Source organism: Hydrogenovibrio sp. JE_KL2, assembly GCF_009296185.1.
Taxonomy (GTDB): Bacteria; Pseudomonadota; Gammaproteobacteria; order Thiomicrospirales; family Thiomicrospiraceae; genus Hydrogenovibrio.
Window position 1 is genome coordinate 252,301 of the sequence record NZ_WBJR01000002.1, and the last position, 19,060, is coordinate 271,360.

19 protein-coding genes are annotated in these 19,060 nt (G+C 45.7%); 10 read left to right on the top strand and 9 right to left on the bottom strand.

All coding sequences use genetic code 11. The annotated features are described in order from the left end of the window. Window positions 1-202: 202 nt before the first annotated feature. From F8R13_RS05470 to F8R13_RS05485, 4 genes are all read left to right on the top strand, one after another. Complete coding sequence (locus tag F8R13_RS05470) at window positions 203-1,444, top strand: hypothetical protein (protein WP_152832386.1); 1,242 nt, start codon at window positions 203-205, stop codon at window positions 1,442-1,444. A 314-nt stretch (window positions 1,445-1,758) separates the two neighbouring features. Next, window positions 1,759-2,550, top strand: a complete 792-nt coding sequence (locus F8R13_RS05475; protein ID WP_152832388.1) for an ABC transporter ATP-binding protein — start codon at window positions 1,759-1,761, stop codon at window positions 2,548-2,550. A gap of 20 nt (window positions 2,551-2,570) precedes the next feature. Beyond that, complete coding sequence (locus F8R13_RS05480) at window positions 2,571-3,821, top strand: ABC transporter substrate-binding protein (protein ID WP_152832390.1); 1,251 nt, start codon at window positions 2,571-2,573, stop codon at window positions 3,819-3,821. Further along, window positions 3,818-4,654 carry an ABC transporter permease gene (locus F8R13_RS05485; protein ID WP_371414906.1) on the top strand — a complete coding sequence of 279 codons (837 nt, stop codon included), beginning with the start codon at window positions 3,818-3,820 and terminating at the stop codon, window positions 4,652-4,654. Before F8R13_RS05480 ends, F8R13_RS05485 begins: the two co-directional genes overlap by 4 nt. Window positions 4,655-4,758: 104 nt before the next feature. On the opposite strand, the gene F8R13_RS05490 is transcribed toward F8R13_RS05485, so the two are convergent. Next, window positions 4,759-4,962: a hypothetical protein gene (locus tag F8R13_RS05490; protein WP_152832392.1), complete on the bottom strand. Its 204-nt coding sequence runs from the start codon at window positions 4,960-4,962 to the stop codon at window positions 4,759-4,761. 46 nt (window positions 4,963-5,008) lie between these two features. Between F8R13_RS05490 and F8R13_RS05495 the strand changes: the two genes are divergently transcribed. Then, window positions 5,009-6,706, top strand: a complete 1,698-nt coding sequence (locus tag F8R13_RS05495) for a sigma 54-interacting transcriptional regulator (RefSeq protein WP_152832394.1) — start codon at window positions 5,009-5,011, stop codon at window positions 6,704-6,706. A gap of 92 nt (window positions 6,707-6,798) precedes the next feature. Here the strand turns inward: F8R13_RS05495 and F8R13_RS05500 are convergent, their stop codons facing one another. From F8R13_RS05500 to F8R13_RS05510, 3 genes are read right to left on the bottom strand one after another with little or no spacing between them, the layout of a single operon-like run. Further along, the gene (locus F8R13_RS05500; protein ID WP_152832397.1) at window positions 6,799-8,166 is read right to left on the bottom strand and encodes an FAD-dependent oxidoreductase; all 1,368 of its coding nucleotides are present in this window, start codon (window positions 8,164-8,166) and stop codon (window positions 6,799-6,801) included. A gap of 34 nt (window positions 8,167-8,200) precedes the next feature. Then, window positions 8,201-9,277, bottom strand: a complete 1,077-nt coding sequence (locus F8R13_RS05505) for an acyl-CoA dehydrogenase family protein (RefSeq protein ID WP_152832399.1) — start codon at window positions 9,275-9,277, stop codon at window positions 8,201-8,203. Window positions 9,278-9,325: 48 nt separating this feature from the next. After that, entirely contained in the window at window positions 9,326-9,862 is a 537-nt protein-coding gene (locus F8R13_RS05510) for an OsmC family protein (RefSeq protein ID WP_152832401.1), read from the bottom strand. A 374-nt stretch (window positions 9,863-10,236) separates the two neighbouring features. Here F8R13_RS05510 and cynS point away from each other — a divergent pair, with 374 nt between their 5' ends. Next, on the top strand, window positions 10,237-10,677 hold the full coding sequence (gene cynS, locus F8R13_RS05515; protein ID WP_152832403.1) for a cyanase: 441 nt from the start codon (window positions 10,237-10,239) through the stop codon (window positions 10,675-10,677). Between the two features lie 92 nt (window positions 10,678-10,769). On the opposite strand, the gene rlmD is transcribed toward cynS, so the two are convergent. From rlmD to F8R13_RS05530, 3 genes are read right to left on the bottom strand one after another with little or no spacing between them, the layout of a single operon-like run. Further along, the gene (gene rlmD, locus F8R13_RS05520) at window positions 10,770-12,002 is read right to left on the bottom strand and encodes a 23S rRNA (uracil(1939)-C(5))-methyltransferase RlmD (protein ID WP_152832405.1); all 1,233 of its coding nucleotides are present in this window, start codon (window positions 12,000-12,002) and stop codon (window positions 10,770-10,772) included. A 6-nt stretch (window positions 12,003-12,008) separates the two neighbouring features. Beyond that, complete coding sequence (locus F8R13_RS05525; protein ID WP_152832407.1) at window positions 12,009-12,470, bottom strand: NfeD family protein; 462 nt, start codon at window positions 12,468-12,470, stop codon at window positions 12,009-12,011. Between the two features lie 8 nt (window positions 12,471-12,478). Beyond that, entirely contained in the window at window positions 12,479-13,393 is a 915-nt protein-coding gene (locus F8R13_RS05530) for an SPFH domain-containing protein (protein WP_152832409.1), read from the bottom strand. Window positions 13,394-13,637: 244 nt separating this feature from the next. Between F8R13_RS05530 and F8R13_RS05535 the strand changes: the two genes are divergently transcribed. Both F8R13_RS05535 and F8R13_RS05540 read left to right on the top strand, forming a co-directional pair. Then, window positions 13,638-14,288, top strand: a complete 651-nt coding sequence (locus F8R13_RS05535) for an FMN-binding negative transcriptional regulator (RefSeq protein WP_216642601.1) — start codon at window positions 13,638-13,640, stop codon at window positions 14,286-14,288. Window positions 14,289-14,296: 8 nt separating this feature from the next. Further along, window positions 14,297-14,881, top strand: a complete 585-nt coding sequence (locus F8R13_RS05540) for a transglutaminase family protein (protein ID WP_152832411.1) — start codon at window positions 14,297-14,299, stop codon at window positions 14,879-14,881. A 30-nt stretch (window positions 14,882-14,911) separates the two neighbouring features. Here F8R13_RS05540 and F8R13_RS05545 read toward each other — a convergent pair whose 3' ends face one another. After that, a complete protein-coding gene (locus tag F8R13_RS05545) occupies window positions 14,912-15,286 on the bottom strand; it encodes a helix-turn-helix domain-containing protein (RefSeq protein WP_152832413.1) in 375 nt (124 codons plus the stop codon). A gap of 143 nt (window positions 15,287-15,429) precedes the next feature. Between F8R13_RS05545 and F8R13_RS05550 the strand changes: the two genes are divergently transcribed. Next, window positions 15,430-16,062 carry an NAD(P)H-dependent oxidoreductase gene (locus F8R13_RS05550; protein WP_152832415.1) on the top strand — a complete coding sequence of 211 codons (633 nt, stop codon included), beginning with the start codon at window positions 15,430-15,432 and terminating at the stop codon, window positions 16,060-16,062. Between the two features lie 52 nt (window positions 16,063-16,114). Here F8R13_RS05550 and F8R13_RS05555 read toward each other — a convergent pair whose 3' ends face one another. Then, entirely contained in the window at window positions 16,115-17,413 is a 1,299-nt protein-coding gene (locus F8R13_RS05555; protein WP_152832417.1) for a GGDEF domain-containing protein, read from the bottom strand. Window positions 17,414-17,695: 282 nt separating this feature from the next. On the opposite strand from F8R13_RS05555, the gene F8R13_RS05560 reads away from it, so the two are divergent. Continuing rightward, window positions 17,696-19,036 (top strand): sodium:alanine symporter family protein, encoded by a 1,341-nt coding sequence (locus F8R13_RS05560; protein WP_152832419.1) that lies wholly within the window; start codon window positions 17,696-17,698, stop codon window positions 19,034-19,036. The last annotated feature ends 24 nt before the right edge of the window (window positions 19,037-19,060 follow it).

Consider the following 19,060-nt stretch of genomic DNA (forward strand, 5'->3'; position numbering starts at 1 on the left):
CAAATTGCCAACCCACACTTCAGTCAACTTTGTTTACAAATACAAACAAATTGTTAACAAAACACAACATCTAACCACTTGATTTAGCTTAATTTTTAAGGTTTTTTATTGCCGTTATAAAGCTAGTTTATTGATTCTATTCAGGTTTCCTAATATTGGCGCGACGAATGCGAAAAGAAAAGTCGCAACATAGGAGACAGTTATGAACAAACACACTTTAGTCAAACACATTCACGCCATCCTGACGGGCTCGGCTGTGGGGTTAGCAACTTTTGGCGCGCAAACCGCCATGGCCGACGAATTTACCGATGCACTAACTGGCGGGAAAGCAAACGTAGACATCCGTCTGCGTTATGAAGGCGTCAACCAAAAAGGGAAAGACGATGCTTCCGCCTTTACCGAAAGAACCCGTGTCGGTTATCAAACCGGCGATTTTAAAGGGTTCACCGGTTTCGTAGAAATGTCTGGAACAGAAGCCATTGGTAACCGAAAAGATTATTACGTTGGCGCAGGCCCAGGGGCTGGCGGTGATTCGACTAAAGCGGTTGTTCTAGACCCAACCATTACCGTTCTTAACCAAGCATGGATAGCCTATAAGATCGGTAGCACTTCTATCAAGGCCGGTAAGCAACGCATCATTTTTGATACGCGCTTCTTAGGAAATGTCGGCTGGCGTCAAACCGAGCAGGTTTACACAGGGGTGACGTTAAAAACCGCCATCATTCCAAAAACGATGCTGGACTATGCCTACATCACCGACACGCGTAACCCTATCGGAGTTGACCGCATCATGAAAACTCATGCATTGCAGGCGGTTTACAGCGGGATTCCTTTCGGCAAACTGACGGCTTACGCTTACTTGATCGACTACGATCTGGACACTTTGGGCGCTGCGGAAAAAGACAGCCAAACCACCGGTATTCGATTCGCCGGGAAAACCGGTATCGGCTCAGACATGAAGGCGATTTACCACGCCGAGTACGCAACACAGGGCAAATATGCCGACAGCAAAAACATCGGTGGCGACTATATCCGAGCTGAATTAGGACTAGGCTACAAAACGGGTTCTATCGTACTGGGTCAGGAAAAGCTGGGCGGAAACGGCACGCATGCCTTCCAAACACCTTTAGGAACGGTACATTTATATAACGGTTGGGCGGATATGTTTATCGGGCCTGCTGGCGGTACCCCTGCTAACGGTTTGGTAGACACTTACCTTAACCTTTCCGGTAAAGCTCTGGGCATGAAACTTGCGGCGATTTATCACGATTTCAAAGCGGATAAAGGCGGCTCTAAGTACGGTACGGAATACGATCTATTGGCGGCTAAAAAATTCGGCAAGGTCTATACCGCGGGCGTTAAATACGCTTCTTTCAGCGCAGATAATTCATCCACTTACAAAAACACCAACAAACTTTGGGTTTGGGGTGAAATCAAGTTTTAACAGTTAACCATACCAATGAAGTCTTGCCCGCTTAATGCGGGCTTTTTTTTGCCTCAATCAAAAACAGGCAAAAAGCAGGTGCCACCGCTGATTAATAAGACAAACAAAACCGCTTTTGGCGAAATTCGCCAGTCTGCACCAAAACCTTACAATTACTAACAAATTGTGCAACTTTGTTTACAAAAACTGTCTACAGAATGTAACAAAAAACGATAAATTTCACTTATGTCTTTGATTTAAAAGAACAAATAATAGCTGGCATCTCCTAAGCTAAATAGATATTAAATAAAATTCATTTATGGAACACATTAAATATGACGACACATTCTTCAAGCGTTTGGATAGCAGAACTATCCCACAGTTACAAAAAGCAAGCTCCTCAGGTTTTGACCAATATCAACCTGAGTATTCCTAAAGGTCAGCTAACTGCGATGATCGGTCGAAGCGGTTGCGGTAAGTCTACTTTGCTGCAAATGATTGCCGGCCTACTGTTGCCATCGGACGGTGCGGTTCGCATCGGTGGTAAGACCGTGGTTAAACCCAGTGCGAAATGGAACATGATGTTTCAAAAACCTTCGCTTTATCCCTGGATGAGCGTTCGTGAAAACGCAGCGTTAGGATTGGTTTTCGCTGGCACTTACAAACAAAAACAAGATCGAGTAGATGAGTTGTTGGACATGGTCGGTTTGTCTGAGCACAAAGACAAGAACGTACAACAGCTTTCCGGTGGTCAACAACAACGTGTTGCCCTCGCTCGCTCTTTGGCGACAGAGCCGGAAATCCTGCTGTTGGACGAACCATTTTCGGCATTGGACGCTTTTACCCGTACCGCCCTACAAACCGAAGTAGCACAAATTTGTCATGAGCAAGGCATCACAATGATTATGGTTACCCATGATATTGAGGAAGCCATCGCCATGGCCGACAAAGTTGTCATCATGAGTCATAACCCAGGGGAAATCGTCGGAGATCTGGATGTTCCCCTTACTTATCCGAGAGACCGCAGCGCAGCGGATTTTATTGAGTTGAAAGAAACCCTATTCAACCAATTCGAGCAAATCGACTTAGCCAAACAAAAAGAAATGGCTGAAGTCGCAAATCAATAATTTATTAAGGAGTATTCCCCATGTGTCATTTATGTGAATGGAACGATAAAGACTCGAATGATTATGTATTCAACCCGGTAAAAGGCCGTCGTGAGTTCATTTTGGACTCTATGGCTGCAGCCGGGGGATTGGCCGCTGCGATGTCTTTGCCAAACACGGCATTTGCTAATATGGAAATGCCGGAAGACGAAGTAGTCCGTATCGGTTATATCCCGATTACTGACGCCAGTGCACTTTTGGTTGCACACGCAATGGGCTTTTTCGAAGACGAAGGTCTGAAAGTCGCTAAACCAACTTTGATTCGCGGCTGGTCGCCATTGATTGAAGGGTTTGCTGCCAAGAAATTCAACTTGGTTCATTTCCTGAAGCCGATTCCAATTTGGATGCGCTACAACAACAACTTCCCGGTAAAAATCACCGGTTGGGCGCACACCAACGGTTCCGGTGTTGTGGTCGGTAAACATACCGGCATCGAAGACTTCAAAGGCTTGGCAGGCAAGCAAGTGGCAGTGCCTTACTGGTACTCCATGCACAATATCGTGCTACAGATGGCATTGAAAAATGCCGGACTAGAGCCTGTTATTCAAGATCAGACGGATAAGTTGAAACCAAATCAAGTTAACTTACAAATCATGCCGCCACCAGATATGCCGACCGCTTTGGCTGCAAGAAAAATCGACGCCTATATCGTGGCAGAACCTTTCAATGCTGCCGGTGAAATGTTGGCTGGCGCAAAAATGATTCGCTTTACCGGCGACATCTGGGAAAACCATCCTTGTTGTGTTGTTTGTATGCACGAAGAACATACAGAAAAGAAAAAAGAATGGTCACAGAAAGTCATGAATGCCGTCGTCAGAGGCGCGATGTACGCTCAGGAAAACAAAGAAGAAGTCGCCAAAATGCTCTCACGTGAAGGTAAACGTTACTTGCCGATGAAAGCAAACGTGGTATTGAAAGCAATGACTGACTACTCAACAACAGAGTATGCGCATCCAGATGCCATTCACCATCCAGACTGGAAGGTTGGTCGCATTGACTTCAACCCATGGCCATATCCTTCTGCAACCGAGTTCATTGTGGATCACTTGAAAACAACTTTGGTTGCCGGAGACACCACTTTCCTGCAAAAGCTGGATAGTAAATTTGTAGCGAAAGACTTGGTGAACTACGAATATGTGAAAAATGCAATGGATAAATTCGATGCTTGGGATAAAGTCGAAGGCGTTAACCCAGCTCATCCAACAACACGTGAAGAGGTATTTAAACTGTGAGTGAAACAACTACAACACCAATGATGGTTTCAGTAGTCAATAAAGCCACGTCGGCTTTCCGGCAGCTACCTGTTTGGGTGCAGAATGTCAGTTTTTCGACCTTCGGTATGGCGATACTACTGTTGTTATGGTGGCTTGGGGGCATCTGGATCGCCTCCAATCCTGATACGGAATCTTTTGCCAGTTTTGCACCTGCGCCAGCATTCGAAGCACTTTACGAGCTGGTGGCAAGTGGTGAGATCTGGCAGACCATCTGGTCAAGTTTGTATCGTATCCTTGTCGGCTTATTCTGGGCGATTATCCTCGGTGTGCCGGTCGGTATTATCATTGGCTATTTCTCTACCATTAGACAAATCGCCAACATGCCATTCCAGCTATTGCGAATGATCAGTCCATTGGCTTGGATGCCAATCGCAGTATTGGTCTATGCAACTTGGGACAACGCGATCGTCTTCCTAATCACCATCGCTGCGGTGTGGCCGATTGTTTTCGGTACGGCGCATGGGGTGCAACGTATTGATCCGCTTTGGTTCAAGGTCGCAAAAAACCTTGGCGCAGACGGTTATCAAATGTTGATGCGCGTCATTATGCCAGCGATTGCTCAAGACGTTTTCGCCGGTATTCGATTAGCAGTAGGGGTTGCCTGGGTTGTATTGGTGCCTGCCGAGTACCTTGGGGTCACCAGCGGGCTGGGCTATGCCATCAACGATGCGCGTGATACACTTGATTACGCCAAGCTAGCCGCTGTCGTTGTAGTCATCGGTATCATCGGATACATGCTAGACAGCATCGCGGCAAGGCTCATCAAACTCTACAGCTGGCGCATGGAATAATCATTTGGCAACGTTAGCCAAAACCATAAACTCAACACAACCGGTTCAATCCAACAGGTTTGCGGCGATATGTCGCAACGCCTTGAGGCTTGAGCCTTTTGCGTTTATACGACTGTGATGTCTGTCACGTCATCCAAACAAATCTCATCGCCGGATTCGGTGATGACAAACTCTTTGCCCTCGCGCGTCCGAAGATCCTTCAGATGCCCGACAAAGTCAGGTTTGTTTGCATGAAATGACAGTTTGACCTGCTGATGTTTCATGATGGCGATTTCAAATTGATCGTACAAATGACATGAAATGGACATAGCGGAAGCCCCTATAAAAGCAACAATACCAAACGAAAGAAAGCCTATGACGACACAATTACAAGAATTCGATATAGCCAACGACTCCGAGTTTGTCGTTATTCAAGAAGCGGCTCAACAGATTGAGCACGCCAATGATCCCGATTTCGCAATATACAATATTTTGAGTATTTGTTCGCGTTTAATGGGGCTTAACCGCGGGCGTGTTTTCTTGCAAGACCCGGAATCCGAAACCCTTTATGCCGCTTACGGTTACGGCCTGACACAAGAAGAAATTGAGCGCAGTCGCTTTGGGGCGAAAGAAGGGATTACCGGGAAAGTCATGCACCTAGGGCGCGCAGTGGTCGTACCCGACATTGACGAAGAAACCGACTATCTCTTCCGTACCGTTGACCGTGAAACCCTCCCTCAAGAGTCGGTCTCCTTCCTGGCGGTACCGATTATCCGTAAAAACACACGCATTGGCGTATTGGCGTTTAACCGTCTGAAAAACCGTAAACGCTCGTTTGACCGTGACTTGAGCTTCTTGAAAATTCTTTCTCTATTCATCGGCGAGATTCTAGCGGTGCATCAAATGCTGGAGCGCCAAACCCTCATTCTCAAACAAGAAAACGAACAGCTACGAAGCGTTGCCCTGGGGCAAGGTAGCCAATACGGTATTATCGGCGAAAGCCCATTATTGCTTCAGGCGTTGGATAAAGCCTCACGTGCTGCCAACACGCCGGTAACCGTCATGTTAAAAGGCGAATCTGGAACGGGGAAAGAGAAATTCTCCCGTATGATTCACCGTGCCAGCAACCGCAAAGACAATCCATTTATCGCCATCAACTGTGCCGCCATTCCAACTGAGCTACTGGAAGCTGAATTGTTCGGTTATGAAAAAGGCAGTTTCACGGGCGCGACCCAGCAGAAAAAAGGGAAGTTTGAGTTGGCTAATCACGGCACACTTTTCCTCGATGAAATCGGGGATTTGGACTTCGCCTTGCAAGCCAAGTTGTTGCGGGTACTCGAAGATAAAGCGGTCACTCGCATTGGGGGCACACAAGACATCCCAATAGACGTTCGCGTGATCGTTGCATCGCACAAGGACCTCTATAAGTCGGTCAACGAAGGTTCGTTCCGTCTTGATTTGTTCTATCGATTCAACGTCTTCCCAATCGAACTGCCGGCACTACGCGATCGTCATGGTGATATCCGCACGTTGATCAGACATTTCTTGAACCAAACAAACCAAGACTATCTGACCAATGCGATTCTGGAGCCGGAAGCCATCACCTTCCTGGAAACCTACTCTTGGCCAGGAAATATTCGTCAGCTTGAAAACGTCATCAAACGTAGTGTTTTGCTGGCTGAAGACGATAAATTCGTCACCCTGGGGCTGGTGCAAAAAATCATTCACGAAGAGAGCGCGATTACACACAATACCTCGCTGTCATCACCAGCGCTAGTGGCAGAGACCGCAGTTAACGCAGCACCTCAAAATATTACCTCCAACTGGGAAGCGCCTGCCAGAAACGGAACCAACGGTGGGTTTAGCACCTATCCTAGTGATGACGAGCGTATGGAAAACTGGCAGGGCAATGATGGTAAACGCGCTTACTGGAAGGTTTCGGATGATGAAAAGGAAAACCTGATGATGGCGTTGAAGCAAGCACGTGGCAACAAAACCCGCGCCGCAATGCTACTGAATATGACTCCGAGACAGTTCAGCTACCGCATGAGTAAGCTCGGTATTGATATGTAAACGCCTTCTTTTTTAGGTTTCATCAACAAAAAAAACAAAAAAAGAGAGCATTTAGCTCTCTTTTTTCTTTTGGGGCAATGTGGGCAATGCTGTTAAGCACTCAGGGCTTTATACAGTTTCGCTGCCTGATTCACCTTATCTCCCGATAACGCAAACCCTTTCACTTGCTCTTCTACCAGATAACTGACTTCTGAACTGCTCTCGTCATTGGACACAATAGACCAGTCGCCATGTGCATCCTTCTTAAGTGGCGGACAGGTAATAATAGAAAGAGATGGGGTTTTGGTTTTCACCAATGGCGGCATCACCTTAAACTCTGCCGAGGCATCACCCGCAATATGCTTGGCAATGGTTTCCGCTTCACGACGAATCGGCTCCAAGAACGCCTGTAGCTCTCCGTCGATTTCGATACAGTCACCAATTGCATAGATGTCTGCATCCGAGGTTTGCAGCTGATGGTTCACCAAGATTCCACGTGAAACATCCAACTTGGCTTTCTTCGCCAAATCGACGTTCGGCTTCAGACCAATTGCCGCCACCAACAAGTCAGTGGTTAATTGAGAGCCGTCATCCAAACTCAAGCGGTAACCGTCGTCTTGATGATCAATCGCTTCTAATTGGGCTTCGTACAAAATCTCGATTTGATTATTTTCCAGCGCCGCCGCCAATTTATGAGACAGTTGCGATGGCAACAGGTTTCTCATTAGAGTATCGCCTCTCACCAACAGCGTCACTTGGTAGTTTTGGCTAATCAAATCTTCCGCCATTTCCACCGCGATCAATCCGCCGCCCAACAAGGAGATGTGCTTTTTACCTTCAATTGCACCACGGAAACGCTTATAGGCCGCCAGGTCATTAATGGTCATTACATCTGAGACAGCATCACCAGACAGCATCGGCTTAATGGCACTGGCACCCGTTGCCAGAATCAACTTACTATAGTTGATGCTACCGCTTGTCGTCATCAGGCGTTTACGATCGGTGTTGATGCTCATCACTTTTGCCCGTGTTTTGATACCAATACCGAGTTCAAGCGCTTTTTCTTCTGCGGCAAACTCAATCAAATCCTGTGCGTCTCGACCTTGAGACATCGCCATGGAAATCGCAGGTTTTGGATACACGGCACCGTCACACCCGGTAACGATGCTGACATCTGCATCCGGCAAATGCTGTTTGATTTGCTCGGCAACATTCCACCCGGCATAACCCGCACCGATAATGACAATGCTTTCTTTTCCACCCACTTTGGATTTCGGTTTAACGACATCCGACTTAGGCCTTGGTGCATCGCTCATCAACACAAAGTCTGATTTAGACACCAAACAAAGTGGGCAATACCAATCATCTGGGATGTCTTCAAAACGCGTGCCGGGAGCCAATCCGCTATCTGGATCGCCTTCGGCTTCGTCATATATCAAACCGCAGGTTTTACAAAGATATTTACGAAATGGCTCGGACATGATATTTCTCCTTTTACCGAATACTTAACTTCGTTTACGCTTCCAAGCGCGCAATCTCTTTGCGCAAGTGCTTGATAGAAGGGGTAACGATAATGACAAAATAAGCTTCTCTCTGCTTACGCTGAGCCGGCGCATCGACAATATAGCCTTTAGCACCACAGTGTTGCATCACCGCATCTGCACTGCGCTTACAGAACTCTGCACCCAAAAGGCGTGCTTCCAATACTTGTTTCATGTAATCCACACCCGGCGTGAAAGGCTCTTCCGCCAGTGCTTGAATCAGCTCGATTGCTTCTTCTAATTCTTCTTCCAATTCATCTGGGCGGTCATCCAGGTATTCGTTGATTTCATGCAAGGTCATATCCGCTTTACGCATTTCATCAATAGAACCTTGAATCACACCCACCGCCATACCGGTTTGTAGCAAGATGAATCCGGCTTTGATTTTTTCCAAATAAGGTTTGATTGGGTCAGCCAATAGATATTTTTTCGGTAGGAATGCGTTGTCGAACAGCAAAGAATAGGTTCCTGAACCTTCCATACCCGCGAACTCAACCATTTGTTTCATGGTCAAACCATCCAAGTCACATGGAATCAATGCCATGACATCCTTGGTGTTCCCTTCCGAATCATGCACATGGAAGATAGAACCGAAATAATGCTTGTCGCTTTTCTCCAATAGGTTAGATACCCACGGCAAAGTACCGTTGATGATGTAACCGTCTTCCACTTCTTCCGCAGACAGTTTTAGCTCTTCAATACCCGCAAAATACTTCATCGGGTTTGACAAGGCTGTCGCACCGAAACAATCACCATCGACCATCTTTGGCAGAATCTCTTGTTTCAGCCAGTCATTTTCAGAGTTTTCGATATACCAGGTACAGACATCCTGCGCCCACATCATGAAACCGGTTGTCATACACTCGCGTGAAACGGTCGCCATATCTTGAATAGAGCCGAACACATCGACCGTACCGTTGTTTTGTGACGCAATATGATGTCTGAACGCACCTGCTTTACCAAGCTTCTCCAAGACTTCGGTTGTATAAAGACCATGGTCAATTTCAATAACCTTAGGCTTTAAAACATCTTTAACAATTTGTTGAATCATCTTATTCACCTCAAATCCCGGCTCGGCAATGCCGAACCGGTTTTGCCATTACTTCACCAAAGTTGGCGTTACTGGAACCTTATTCATATAAGTATTCGCAACTGGCGACCATCTGGTTGCGTGCTGAACCAAATCTTCTAGCTCTTTTTCCGAACAGTCGGCTTCAATATCAAAGAATGCGCGCACTTCACGAACACCCAATAATTTATCTGGATCTACGTCACCCGTACCCCATACCGCGGTGATATTGATGTCACCTTCCAATGAAATTTCCAATTTAGTCAGGTTGATGCCACGAGCCGTCGCATTTGCCTGAACACCAACTGACAAACATGAACCCAAAGATAGCAACGCCATTTCAGATGGGTTTGGTGCAGTATCTTCACCCAACAATCCAGGTGGCTCATCCACGACAATCGCAGGAAGATCACGGATATAGTTCAAGTTTTTAAACTGACCTTCTAAAACCGTTTTAGATTTAAGGGTCTTGATTGTGTCCGGTGCAGCTTTTCCTTGATCACCCAATTGCTTCAAACCGTCGTTATCAATCGGTCTTAAACAAGATGGAATATATACTTCAGCCATTTTTATCTCCTAAACAATGGTTAATTTGAATTTGGTTAAGTTTTCTCTTTCGTGTTTTGTTAAAACTCATCCTCCTTATAACCATGTTTGTGCCAGACAAAATTTGTTGTTTTATTTCAATGACATAAGCTATCTTCCTGATAATTCTCTCTATATTTTTCTTACAATTTCTTACAATTCACTTCAAATGTCTTACATTTGTTTACAATCTTCTACAAAGCCGTATAAAAACCACCCAAAATCTCCCTACCTAATTCAACAATTATTATTTTTTGTTAATAAAATCAAACTGTTAAAAAATATAATCCATTTTGGTATAGCGGTTGCTCTTTTGATAGTTGCAAGATTTGCAATAACGAAAAGGAAATCTATCTATGGACAAAATTACAATGACGGAAGCCATCATTTTGGCTAAAAGTGAATTAGGCGTAAGCTGGGGACAAATCGCTGAAGCAGCGGGATTGAGCGAAGTATTTACCACTTCGGCTTGTTTGGGAATGAACAGTTTGAAACCTGAGCCAGCCGAAAAAATCGGTGCATTTCTAAAACTGCCTAAAGAAGTTGTTGGTGCATTACAGGCGTTTCCGCACAAAAGTTGGGAAAAAGCGGTGCCAACCGATCCATTGATTTATCGTCTATATGAAATCGTTGGTGTCTATGGCCCGACAATGAAAGAATTGATTCACGAAAAATTTGGTGACGGCATCATGAGTGCGATTGATTTCTCAATGCACATCGACAAAGAAGAAAACCCTGCGGGTGACCGTGTGGTCGTCACAATGAACGGTAAGTTCCTACCTTATAAGTCTTGGTAAGACTCTAAACTACTAGTTGTCATAAGCTCCTCACCCCGCTTTCGCGGGGTTTTTTATTTCTGAAGAAAGCAACTCGCGCACTCATTCAAGCATTACAGCTTGAACACGCCCGGTGATTTTTTCTTCGCCGTTTTTTTCGCTTTCGCCAACTGCACCATGACTTCTGCGTGGGAGGTGTGTGGGAACATATCCATAAACCCGGCTTTACGAAGTTGATAGCCTTGTTTTTCCAATAGCTGCACATCTCGAATCAGTGTCGAAGCATTACAAGAAACATAAACGATAATTTGTGCATTGAGTTTGCCCATTTGCTGACAAATCGACATCGCGCCTTGACGGCCGGGATCAAGCAATACACGGTCATACTTTTGATTGTGGAACCAATGAAAATCTTTAGCTGACTCGAACAAATCGGCTTTGTAGAAAGTCGCTTGCGACAAGCCATTTTTTTCAGCATTCTTTTGTGCAAAATCTACCAGGTTGGGGTCGCCTTCCACACCGATGACTTTGGATACTTTTTGTGCCATCGGCAACGTAAAGTTGCCCACACCGCAGAACAAATCCAATACGGCATTGCTTGCTTCCAACTCGAGCCAATCCATTGCCTGTGCCACCATCTTCTGGTTGATTTCGGCATTAACCTGAATAAAGCCATCTTTTGGAAAATCGAACACCAACTCGTTCAATGCATAGTGCGCTTGCGTGATGGTTTCGTCATCCGACCAAATCATTTGTGGTGGCTCGCCGGGCAAGACAGATTCCACCAAGGTGACTTCTTTCAGTGCGCGGCTGGCGAGCGGTAAACATTGCTCACGTTTCACGTGTAACGCTTGGTTCATTTCCGTAGTGAGCAGCGGGCAGGATTCAATATCCACCATCTCACTGGAGGCTTTGGCACGGAAGCCGAATTTGGCAATTTTATCGGCTTTGTGTTTGCCGTAAACAAAGCGCGCACGACGGCGATAGGCTTTGTCTTCTCCCACCAAAGGCGCGACGATTTTGCATTTTTTGGCGTCCACCGCTTTGGTGAGTGCGGTCAGAAAATGCTTGGCTTTCCATTCACGTTGCGCAGCAATATCCGCATGCTGTAACTGACAACCACCACACTCGCCATAGACCGAACAAAAAGGGTCAATGCGATGTTCGGACGGAGACAATACTTCTACCAACACCGCTTCATCGTAGGTCTTTTGTGACTGGGTGATTCTCGCGGTTACTCTATCGCCGGGAATCGCCCCCTCGATAAAAACGGTTTTGCCATCTACACGACCGATACCGCGTCCATCATGAGACAAATCAACAATAGCAATAGACTTTTTATTCATATCAAATCAATCGTTTTGCGGTGGCGTTAACACCACCTTGGTTCCTTCAACACCATAAACCTGAATGGCATCACCGCTTTGCTTTTGTTCAGGATCAAAACCTGACGCCACCAACCAATAGGTGCCTTTGTAAAACACTGACCAACTGCCATCTTTATTTTGATGAAGCCTGCCCATTTCTGCCGCCTGACTGGGTGAAAACGCACTTTCCTCTTGGGTATGGCGACGTTTTTTGAGATAGGGATTGAGTAACCAGGTGAATAAACTGCCCAATACGGTTATCCATACCAACTGCCATTGCCAGGTGATTGTCAAAACAAAGCTCAAGGCGCCAATCAGGATGGCTGCGAGCGCGAGCCAGAAGAGCACAAAAGTGCCAACTATCGTCACTTCTCCCACCATCAACACCAAGCCGATAATAATCAGTAGCGAAGGATTCAATGATTGCCCGATCAGAAGTTCTAACATGACCACTCCTAAGATTTCTTAAGCAGTTCGGTTAACAAGGTCATGGAGCCTAGTAACTCGGAAGTTTCAACCGGCACGACGATTTTGTTTTGCGAATCAGAAGCCGCCAAACCACTAAAGGCTTTGACTCTTTCTTTTGCCAATAGGTATTCTGCCGCTTGCGGGTTGGATTGCATGGCTTCTTCCACCGCTTGAATCGCCAGCTTCTGTCCTATCCCTTGTTGTTCTTGTTGATAACGCTCGGCATCCGCCGTTCTTTCTAGTGCTTCGGCTTCAAGGAAAGCCTTTTGTTTTTGCGCTTCAGCTTCGGCAATAACGGCGTTTTTCTGCGCCTGTGCTTTGGTTTCAATGGCGCGTCTTTCTCGCGTGGCTTGCAGTTGCAACTCCATTGCCTTTTGCACCTCTTCCGGCACGGAAATATCACTGACTTCAACACGCGTGACTTTAACGCCCCATTCGCCTGAGGCATTGTTAAGTGCCTGCATCAAAGAAGCGTTCAATTCATCACGGGAACTCAAGGTCTCGTCCAATTCAATAGAACCGATTTCGGAGCGCAAAGTGGTTTGACATAGCTGACTAATCATGGACTTTACATCCAGCGCAGCGTAGGTGGCATTGCGGGCATCGACAATCCTTAAGAAAACCAGACCATCAATGTTAATCGATACGTTATCTTTGGTGATCACACGCTGAGACGGAATATCAATGGTTTGTTCTTGCATGTTGTATCGAATGCGAACGGTATCAACAAAAGGAATAATGGCATTCAACCCACCCTCTAAAGTGGTGTTGTATTTCCCTAATCGCTCAATCACCCAGTTTTCAGCCTGGGGAACAACCTTGACGCCTTGCATCAAAATATAAAATACGACAACCAGCCCAACAATAATCGCCAGATTACCGGTAATATCCACACCACTCATATCAAATCTCCTCTGACTTTTTAATTCTAGAGTGCTTTGCACGGGTGGGACGCTTAAGAAAAATGAAGAAAAATTTGTCTGCTTGAGGCGGAAAGCGCGGCTAATAGCTAGCTATTAGCTAGTTTTTCAACGAAAATCAGACGGATTTTAAACATTTTTATACGTGTCCCACTCCTGCAAAGCTCTCTTTTTGTATTGAGTGAAAAACCAGACAAAGTATACCCTATCTTCTAGAATAACAGTGATGCTATCCACCCCACTGGAGAATGAAATGTATCGACCAGAAGCCTTTTCTGAAAACAATTTACAGGCCATCTATCAGCTGATACAAGACAACCCTTTCGCAATGATCGTAACAACCGATCAAGGGCAACCCTTTGTGTCTCATTTGCCATTAATGTTTGAACCTGACGATAACGGAAAAGGGAAAATTATCGGTCACATGGCGCGTGCTAACCCTCAATGGCAACATTTAGCAGAAGGGCAACAGGCATTGGTGGTTTTTCAGGGACCGCATGCCTATGTGTCGCCCTCGTGGTATGAAGTGCCAGATGAAGCCGTAGGACCAACTTGGAACTATGCGGTCGTTCACATTAGCGGCAAAACGAAATTAATTGAAGACCAAGATGCCTTGCGCGACAGGTTGCAACAGCTCACACAAACCCATGAAGCAGCTTTCGCGAAACCTTGGCAACTAAATTTGGATGATAGAAAGCGTCGAAACCTGTTAAAAATGATTGTCGGGTTCGAAATGAACATTGAAGACATCAATGCAAAATTCAAACTCAGTCAAAACCGCTCACAGACTGATCGGAAGAATGTCATCAACCAACTAAGTCAGTCAACCAACAGCTTAGACATTGCGGTTGCTGAGCTTATGAAATCAAACGATTAGGAAAAACTATGAAAGCCTATTTACTCTCTACCGACATGATTGATTGGGAACACCCGGATGTTTTGGCGAAAGCGAAACAACTGGCAAGCCATCTGAAAGAAGATACCGCCGTTGCCAAAGCTTGTTTTGAATTCGTACGCGATGACATTGCGCACAGTATGGATTTCAAACGCAATCCGGTCACCTGTAAGGCTTCGGATGTCTTGAAATACGGCACAGGCTATTGCTATGCCAAAAGTCATTTATTGGCGGCGCTGCTTAGAGCCAATGGTATTCCGGCGGAACTTTGCTATCAAAGGCTGACAATCAAAGATGAAACGCCACCTTTTTGCCTGCATGGCTTGAATGCGGTTTTTCTGGAAGATTTCGGTTGGTATCGTATCGATCCGCGGGGCAATAAACCGGGGGTCAATGCACAGTTTTGTCCACCAAATGAACAACTGGCATTTCCGATACAGGTAGCAGGTGAAATGGATTTACCGGAAATCTATGCCGACCCGCTACCTCAAGTGGTTAAAGCCCTGACAACCTACCAAACCTATTTGGAAGTCGCGGCACATTTACCGGATATAGACCCGGAAAAACTGGACTAACACCCCCAACCTGGTAGATTTTCGTTGGTTTCAGGCGGTTTGCGCTTTGTCTTCTGCTTGCCTTTCGACAATATAGTCTTCACCCCATTGGTAAAGTGATTTCAGGATTGGAATCAGTTTTTCGCCTTGCTCGGTGAGACTGTATTCCACCTTGGGCGGCACAACAGGATAGACGGTTCGATATACAATGCCTTCATCCTCCAACTCGCGGAGTTTTTGCGTCAACATTTTCTGGGTAATACTCGGAATCAACCGGCGCAACTCACTATTGCGCTTGGTGCCAAACTGCAAATACCACAAAATCAACCCTTTCCATTTACCGTCCAACACATCTATCGCCACTTGGAAGGCGCAGTTATAAACCTGATTGTTTACGCGAATACCGCAAGATTCACATACCGACATAATGACTATCCTGTTTTAGAATTTATTTTATAGTTACTTTTTGGTAAGTATAGTACAAAAAAGTGCATTCTTATTCTTTTGTTCCATTGATGTTAGTATGACACCACTTTTTCGATTTTCAACAAAATATAAGGGATACAACTATGTCAATGACACCAGAACAAATGGCGTTCATGCAAGCCATCCATGAGCGTTATGCAGTGAAATCTTTTGACCCGACTCAAAAGATTGATGATGACACGCTGAGTAAAATTCTTGAAGCCGGACAATACTCTCCGACCTCTTTCGGCCTTGAGTTTACCCGTTTTATCGTCGTTCGCGACCAAGCCTTAAAAGAAGCCCTTAAACCGGCTTGTGGCGACCAAGCGCAAATAGACAGTTGCAGTGATTTGGTGATTTTCATCAGCCGAAATGACATGCTGCCGGATTCGGAATATGTGTTGAATCAGTTCAAACGCTGGGGCTTACCGGACGAAAACTTTGCAGGACTGATGCAATTCTACAGCTATTACCTTGAACGCCTCAATGAACAAACCATGCCTTTCTGGGCGGGGAAACAAGCGTATATCGCATTGGGTAACATGATGACTGCGGCACAGATGTTTGGCATCGGTTCTTGCCCGATTGAGGGGTTCGACATTGGTAGTGTGATGAACATACTTGGGCTGGATGCAGAAAAAGAAACGCTTCACGTCATCATGGCGCTGGGCGCACCAAATGATGTCAAACGTCCAAAATATCGTTTACCACTCAGCGAGTTGGTGACTTACCGCTAACCTGCTTCTCTGCCGGGTGGGCTTGGTTTAACCCCAACCTGGCAGATTTTTGCTAGCCATCCAAAACATCCGTGTTTTTACTTTCACGTTTGATTTTGTACATTTGTTGGTCTGCCAAATCGATGAGTTCTTCTATATTGGAGGCATCATCATCAAAAATTGCACGCCCGATACTGGCAGAAATCTGATGCTCAACCCCATCAATCATTACTGGCTCAGCCAGCTTTTGCTGAATATGGTGAATGATACTGTCCAACACGGCACCATGCGAAATGTCGTTCAAGGCAATCAAAAATTCATCGCCACCAAAGCGTGCAACGATATCGGATTCTCTACGTCCAGCCAGCAGGCGCTTACCAACTTCTTTCAAAAGTTCATCACCCACATGATGTCCGTATTGGTCATTGACCGGCTTAAAATTGTTAAGGTCAATAAACAAAACCGCCAGTTTGAAATGTCCGCGTTCGGCTAACAACAAACTCTGCTTTAGTCGGAAAATGAACTGGGTACGGTTGGGCAGCCCCGTCAAGGGATCGTTGTGCGCCAACTCCTGCAAAATAAGATTTCTTCTGTAAGATTGGTTGTGAAAGAAAATCAGCCCGGCAAACAAGACAAGTCCTATCAATAGATTTTGTACGATGTCTCTTTCCAGTTGCATCAATAAAAACTGATGCTCTTTTAGAAGCGTTTGTTGATCGGTATAGCTGACCAATATCCATTTTGAGTGCTGAAGAGGGTATTGAAAGCGATTAGGTAAAGCATCAAATTCTTTTTGCGTTAACGCCCATGATCTGCTGAATGAATGGCGCGCACCCATGTCGGTAAAATCAATCTTTAAGGGGTCGTGTTTTTGCACCAGCATTAAGTGAACATCATTTTCGCGATAAGTATTCAAAATACGTGTCACAAACGTGGCTGGGTAATTGACGAAAAACACGCCATTTTGCATTTTGCCGTTCACTTTATATTGCCAGGGAACCATCACATCAATGTGATAAAACAGGGGATTCGCGTGCAAACGCATAATATCGCCATGAGGGTTTTGACTAAAAGTCTTAATGTCTTTTAGACAAACCTGATTCACCATCCCATCTATATTTTCATAAATTGGCGTACCGTCGGATGTTGCTAACGTGAATGAACGTACCTGAGGGAAAAATTCTTTGATTGAAGCCAAAAGATGATGATAGCGGTCTTCGTCCTCTGCATGCTGGCTGAAATCATTTAACTGTTGCTGGTGAGTTTTGGCAAAGATTTGTAGCGATTTTTTGAGGTTCGCAAAATAATAATCCAAGGCTTTCGCTGCCATATCGGCATTGACCTGGTTCTTTTGCTGATACTTTTGTTGCAAGAAAGAATACGAATGATTCCAACTGGTCTTGATATATAAAAAAGAGATCAAGAGGTAGACTAGAAATAAAAAAACTATCGTCGGGCTAATATAAGCACGTATCAAACGTTTATCCTTTAAGTAAAAATAAGTAATGCTTCTTATTTTATAACAAAACCCCTTTTAGCTAAACATAAGTAAATTATTCAGCCAACCATGGCTCATTCTCTAGACAAACTCTTGGTGACAAGGTATTTTGTAAATACTTTTATAGACTTTGAACACCTGTCAGCCGGAGCAACTATGGACGCCATCAATCACCTGTTATCCACACTAAGCAGCTGGGTATGGGGACCCGTCATGCTAGTCTTATTGCTAGGAACAGGGATTTACCTCACCATTCGTTTGAAATTCTTACCGATGCGCAATCTGTTCTACGCCTTCAAACTGGTATGGAAAGGCCGAAAATCCACTGAAGATGGCGATGTTCCACCTTCAAGCGCATTGATGATGGCATTGTCTTCCACCGTAGGGACAGGGAATATCGCAGGGGTTGCTGCCGCACTGTTCATCGGCGGACCAGGTGCCATTTTCTGGATGTGGATGACGGCGTTGGTTGGGATGGCAACCAAATACAGTGAAGCCGTACTGGCGGTGAATTACCGAGAAATAGACGAAGAGGGTCGCCATGTCGGTGGGCCGATGTACTACATCAAAAATGGCATGGGCGAAAAATGGAAACCCTTGGCGTTTGCTTTCGCCACTTTCGGCACCATCGCTGCTTTCGGTATTGGCAATATGGTACAAGCCAATGCCGTTGCGGGAGCAATGGAAAGCGCCTTCAACCTCAACAACCAAATCACTGGCTTGATTTTGATGGGCTTGGTGTCCTTAGTACTGTTTGGCGGCATTCAACGCATTGCCCATACGGCAACCGCATTGGTGCCATTGATGGCGGTGCTCTATATCGGATTTGCATTGTTTATTTTGTTTGTTCATGCAGATCAGTTGCCTAGTGCCTTCTCAACGATCGTCAGCAATGCCTTTAGCGGCAGCGCAGCAGCTGGCGGTTTTGCCGGGGCAAGTATTATCCTTGCGATTCAGTTTGGCGTGGCTCGTGGGGTTTTCTCCAACGAAGCAGGATTAGGTACTGCCCCTATCGCCCACGCGGCATCACAAACCAAAAGTCCGGTACGCCAAGGACACATTGCCATGCTCGGCACCTTTATCGACACCATTGTGATCTGTACCATGACCGCATTGGTGATTATGGTGACGCATACTTGGCAGAGCGGCGAAACCGGCTCTGCATTGACCTCTCTTGCCTTCACCAAAGGATTGGGCTCGGATTTTGGCGCAGTCATTGTCGCTGTCAGTTTGGCGCTGTTCGCTTTCACCACATTGATTGGCTGGAGTTATTATGGCGAACGTTGTGTGGAATATATCGTCGGCGTGAAATTACTCAAACCTTACCGCGTACTTTGGGTATTGGCGGCGTTCGCCGGCGCCGCCTTGTCGGATTACTTCAATACAGTCTTAATTTTGGCGGATGTGTTAAATGCTTTAATGGCGGTTCCGAATCTGATCGCGCTCTTGGTGTTGTCACCAATCATCGTACAACTGACGCGCGCCTATCAGAAGTAACTTCACCACCATCATTCAAGGGAG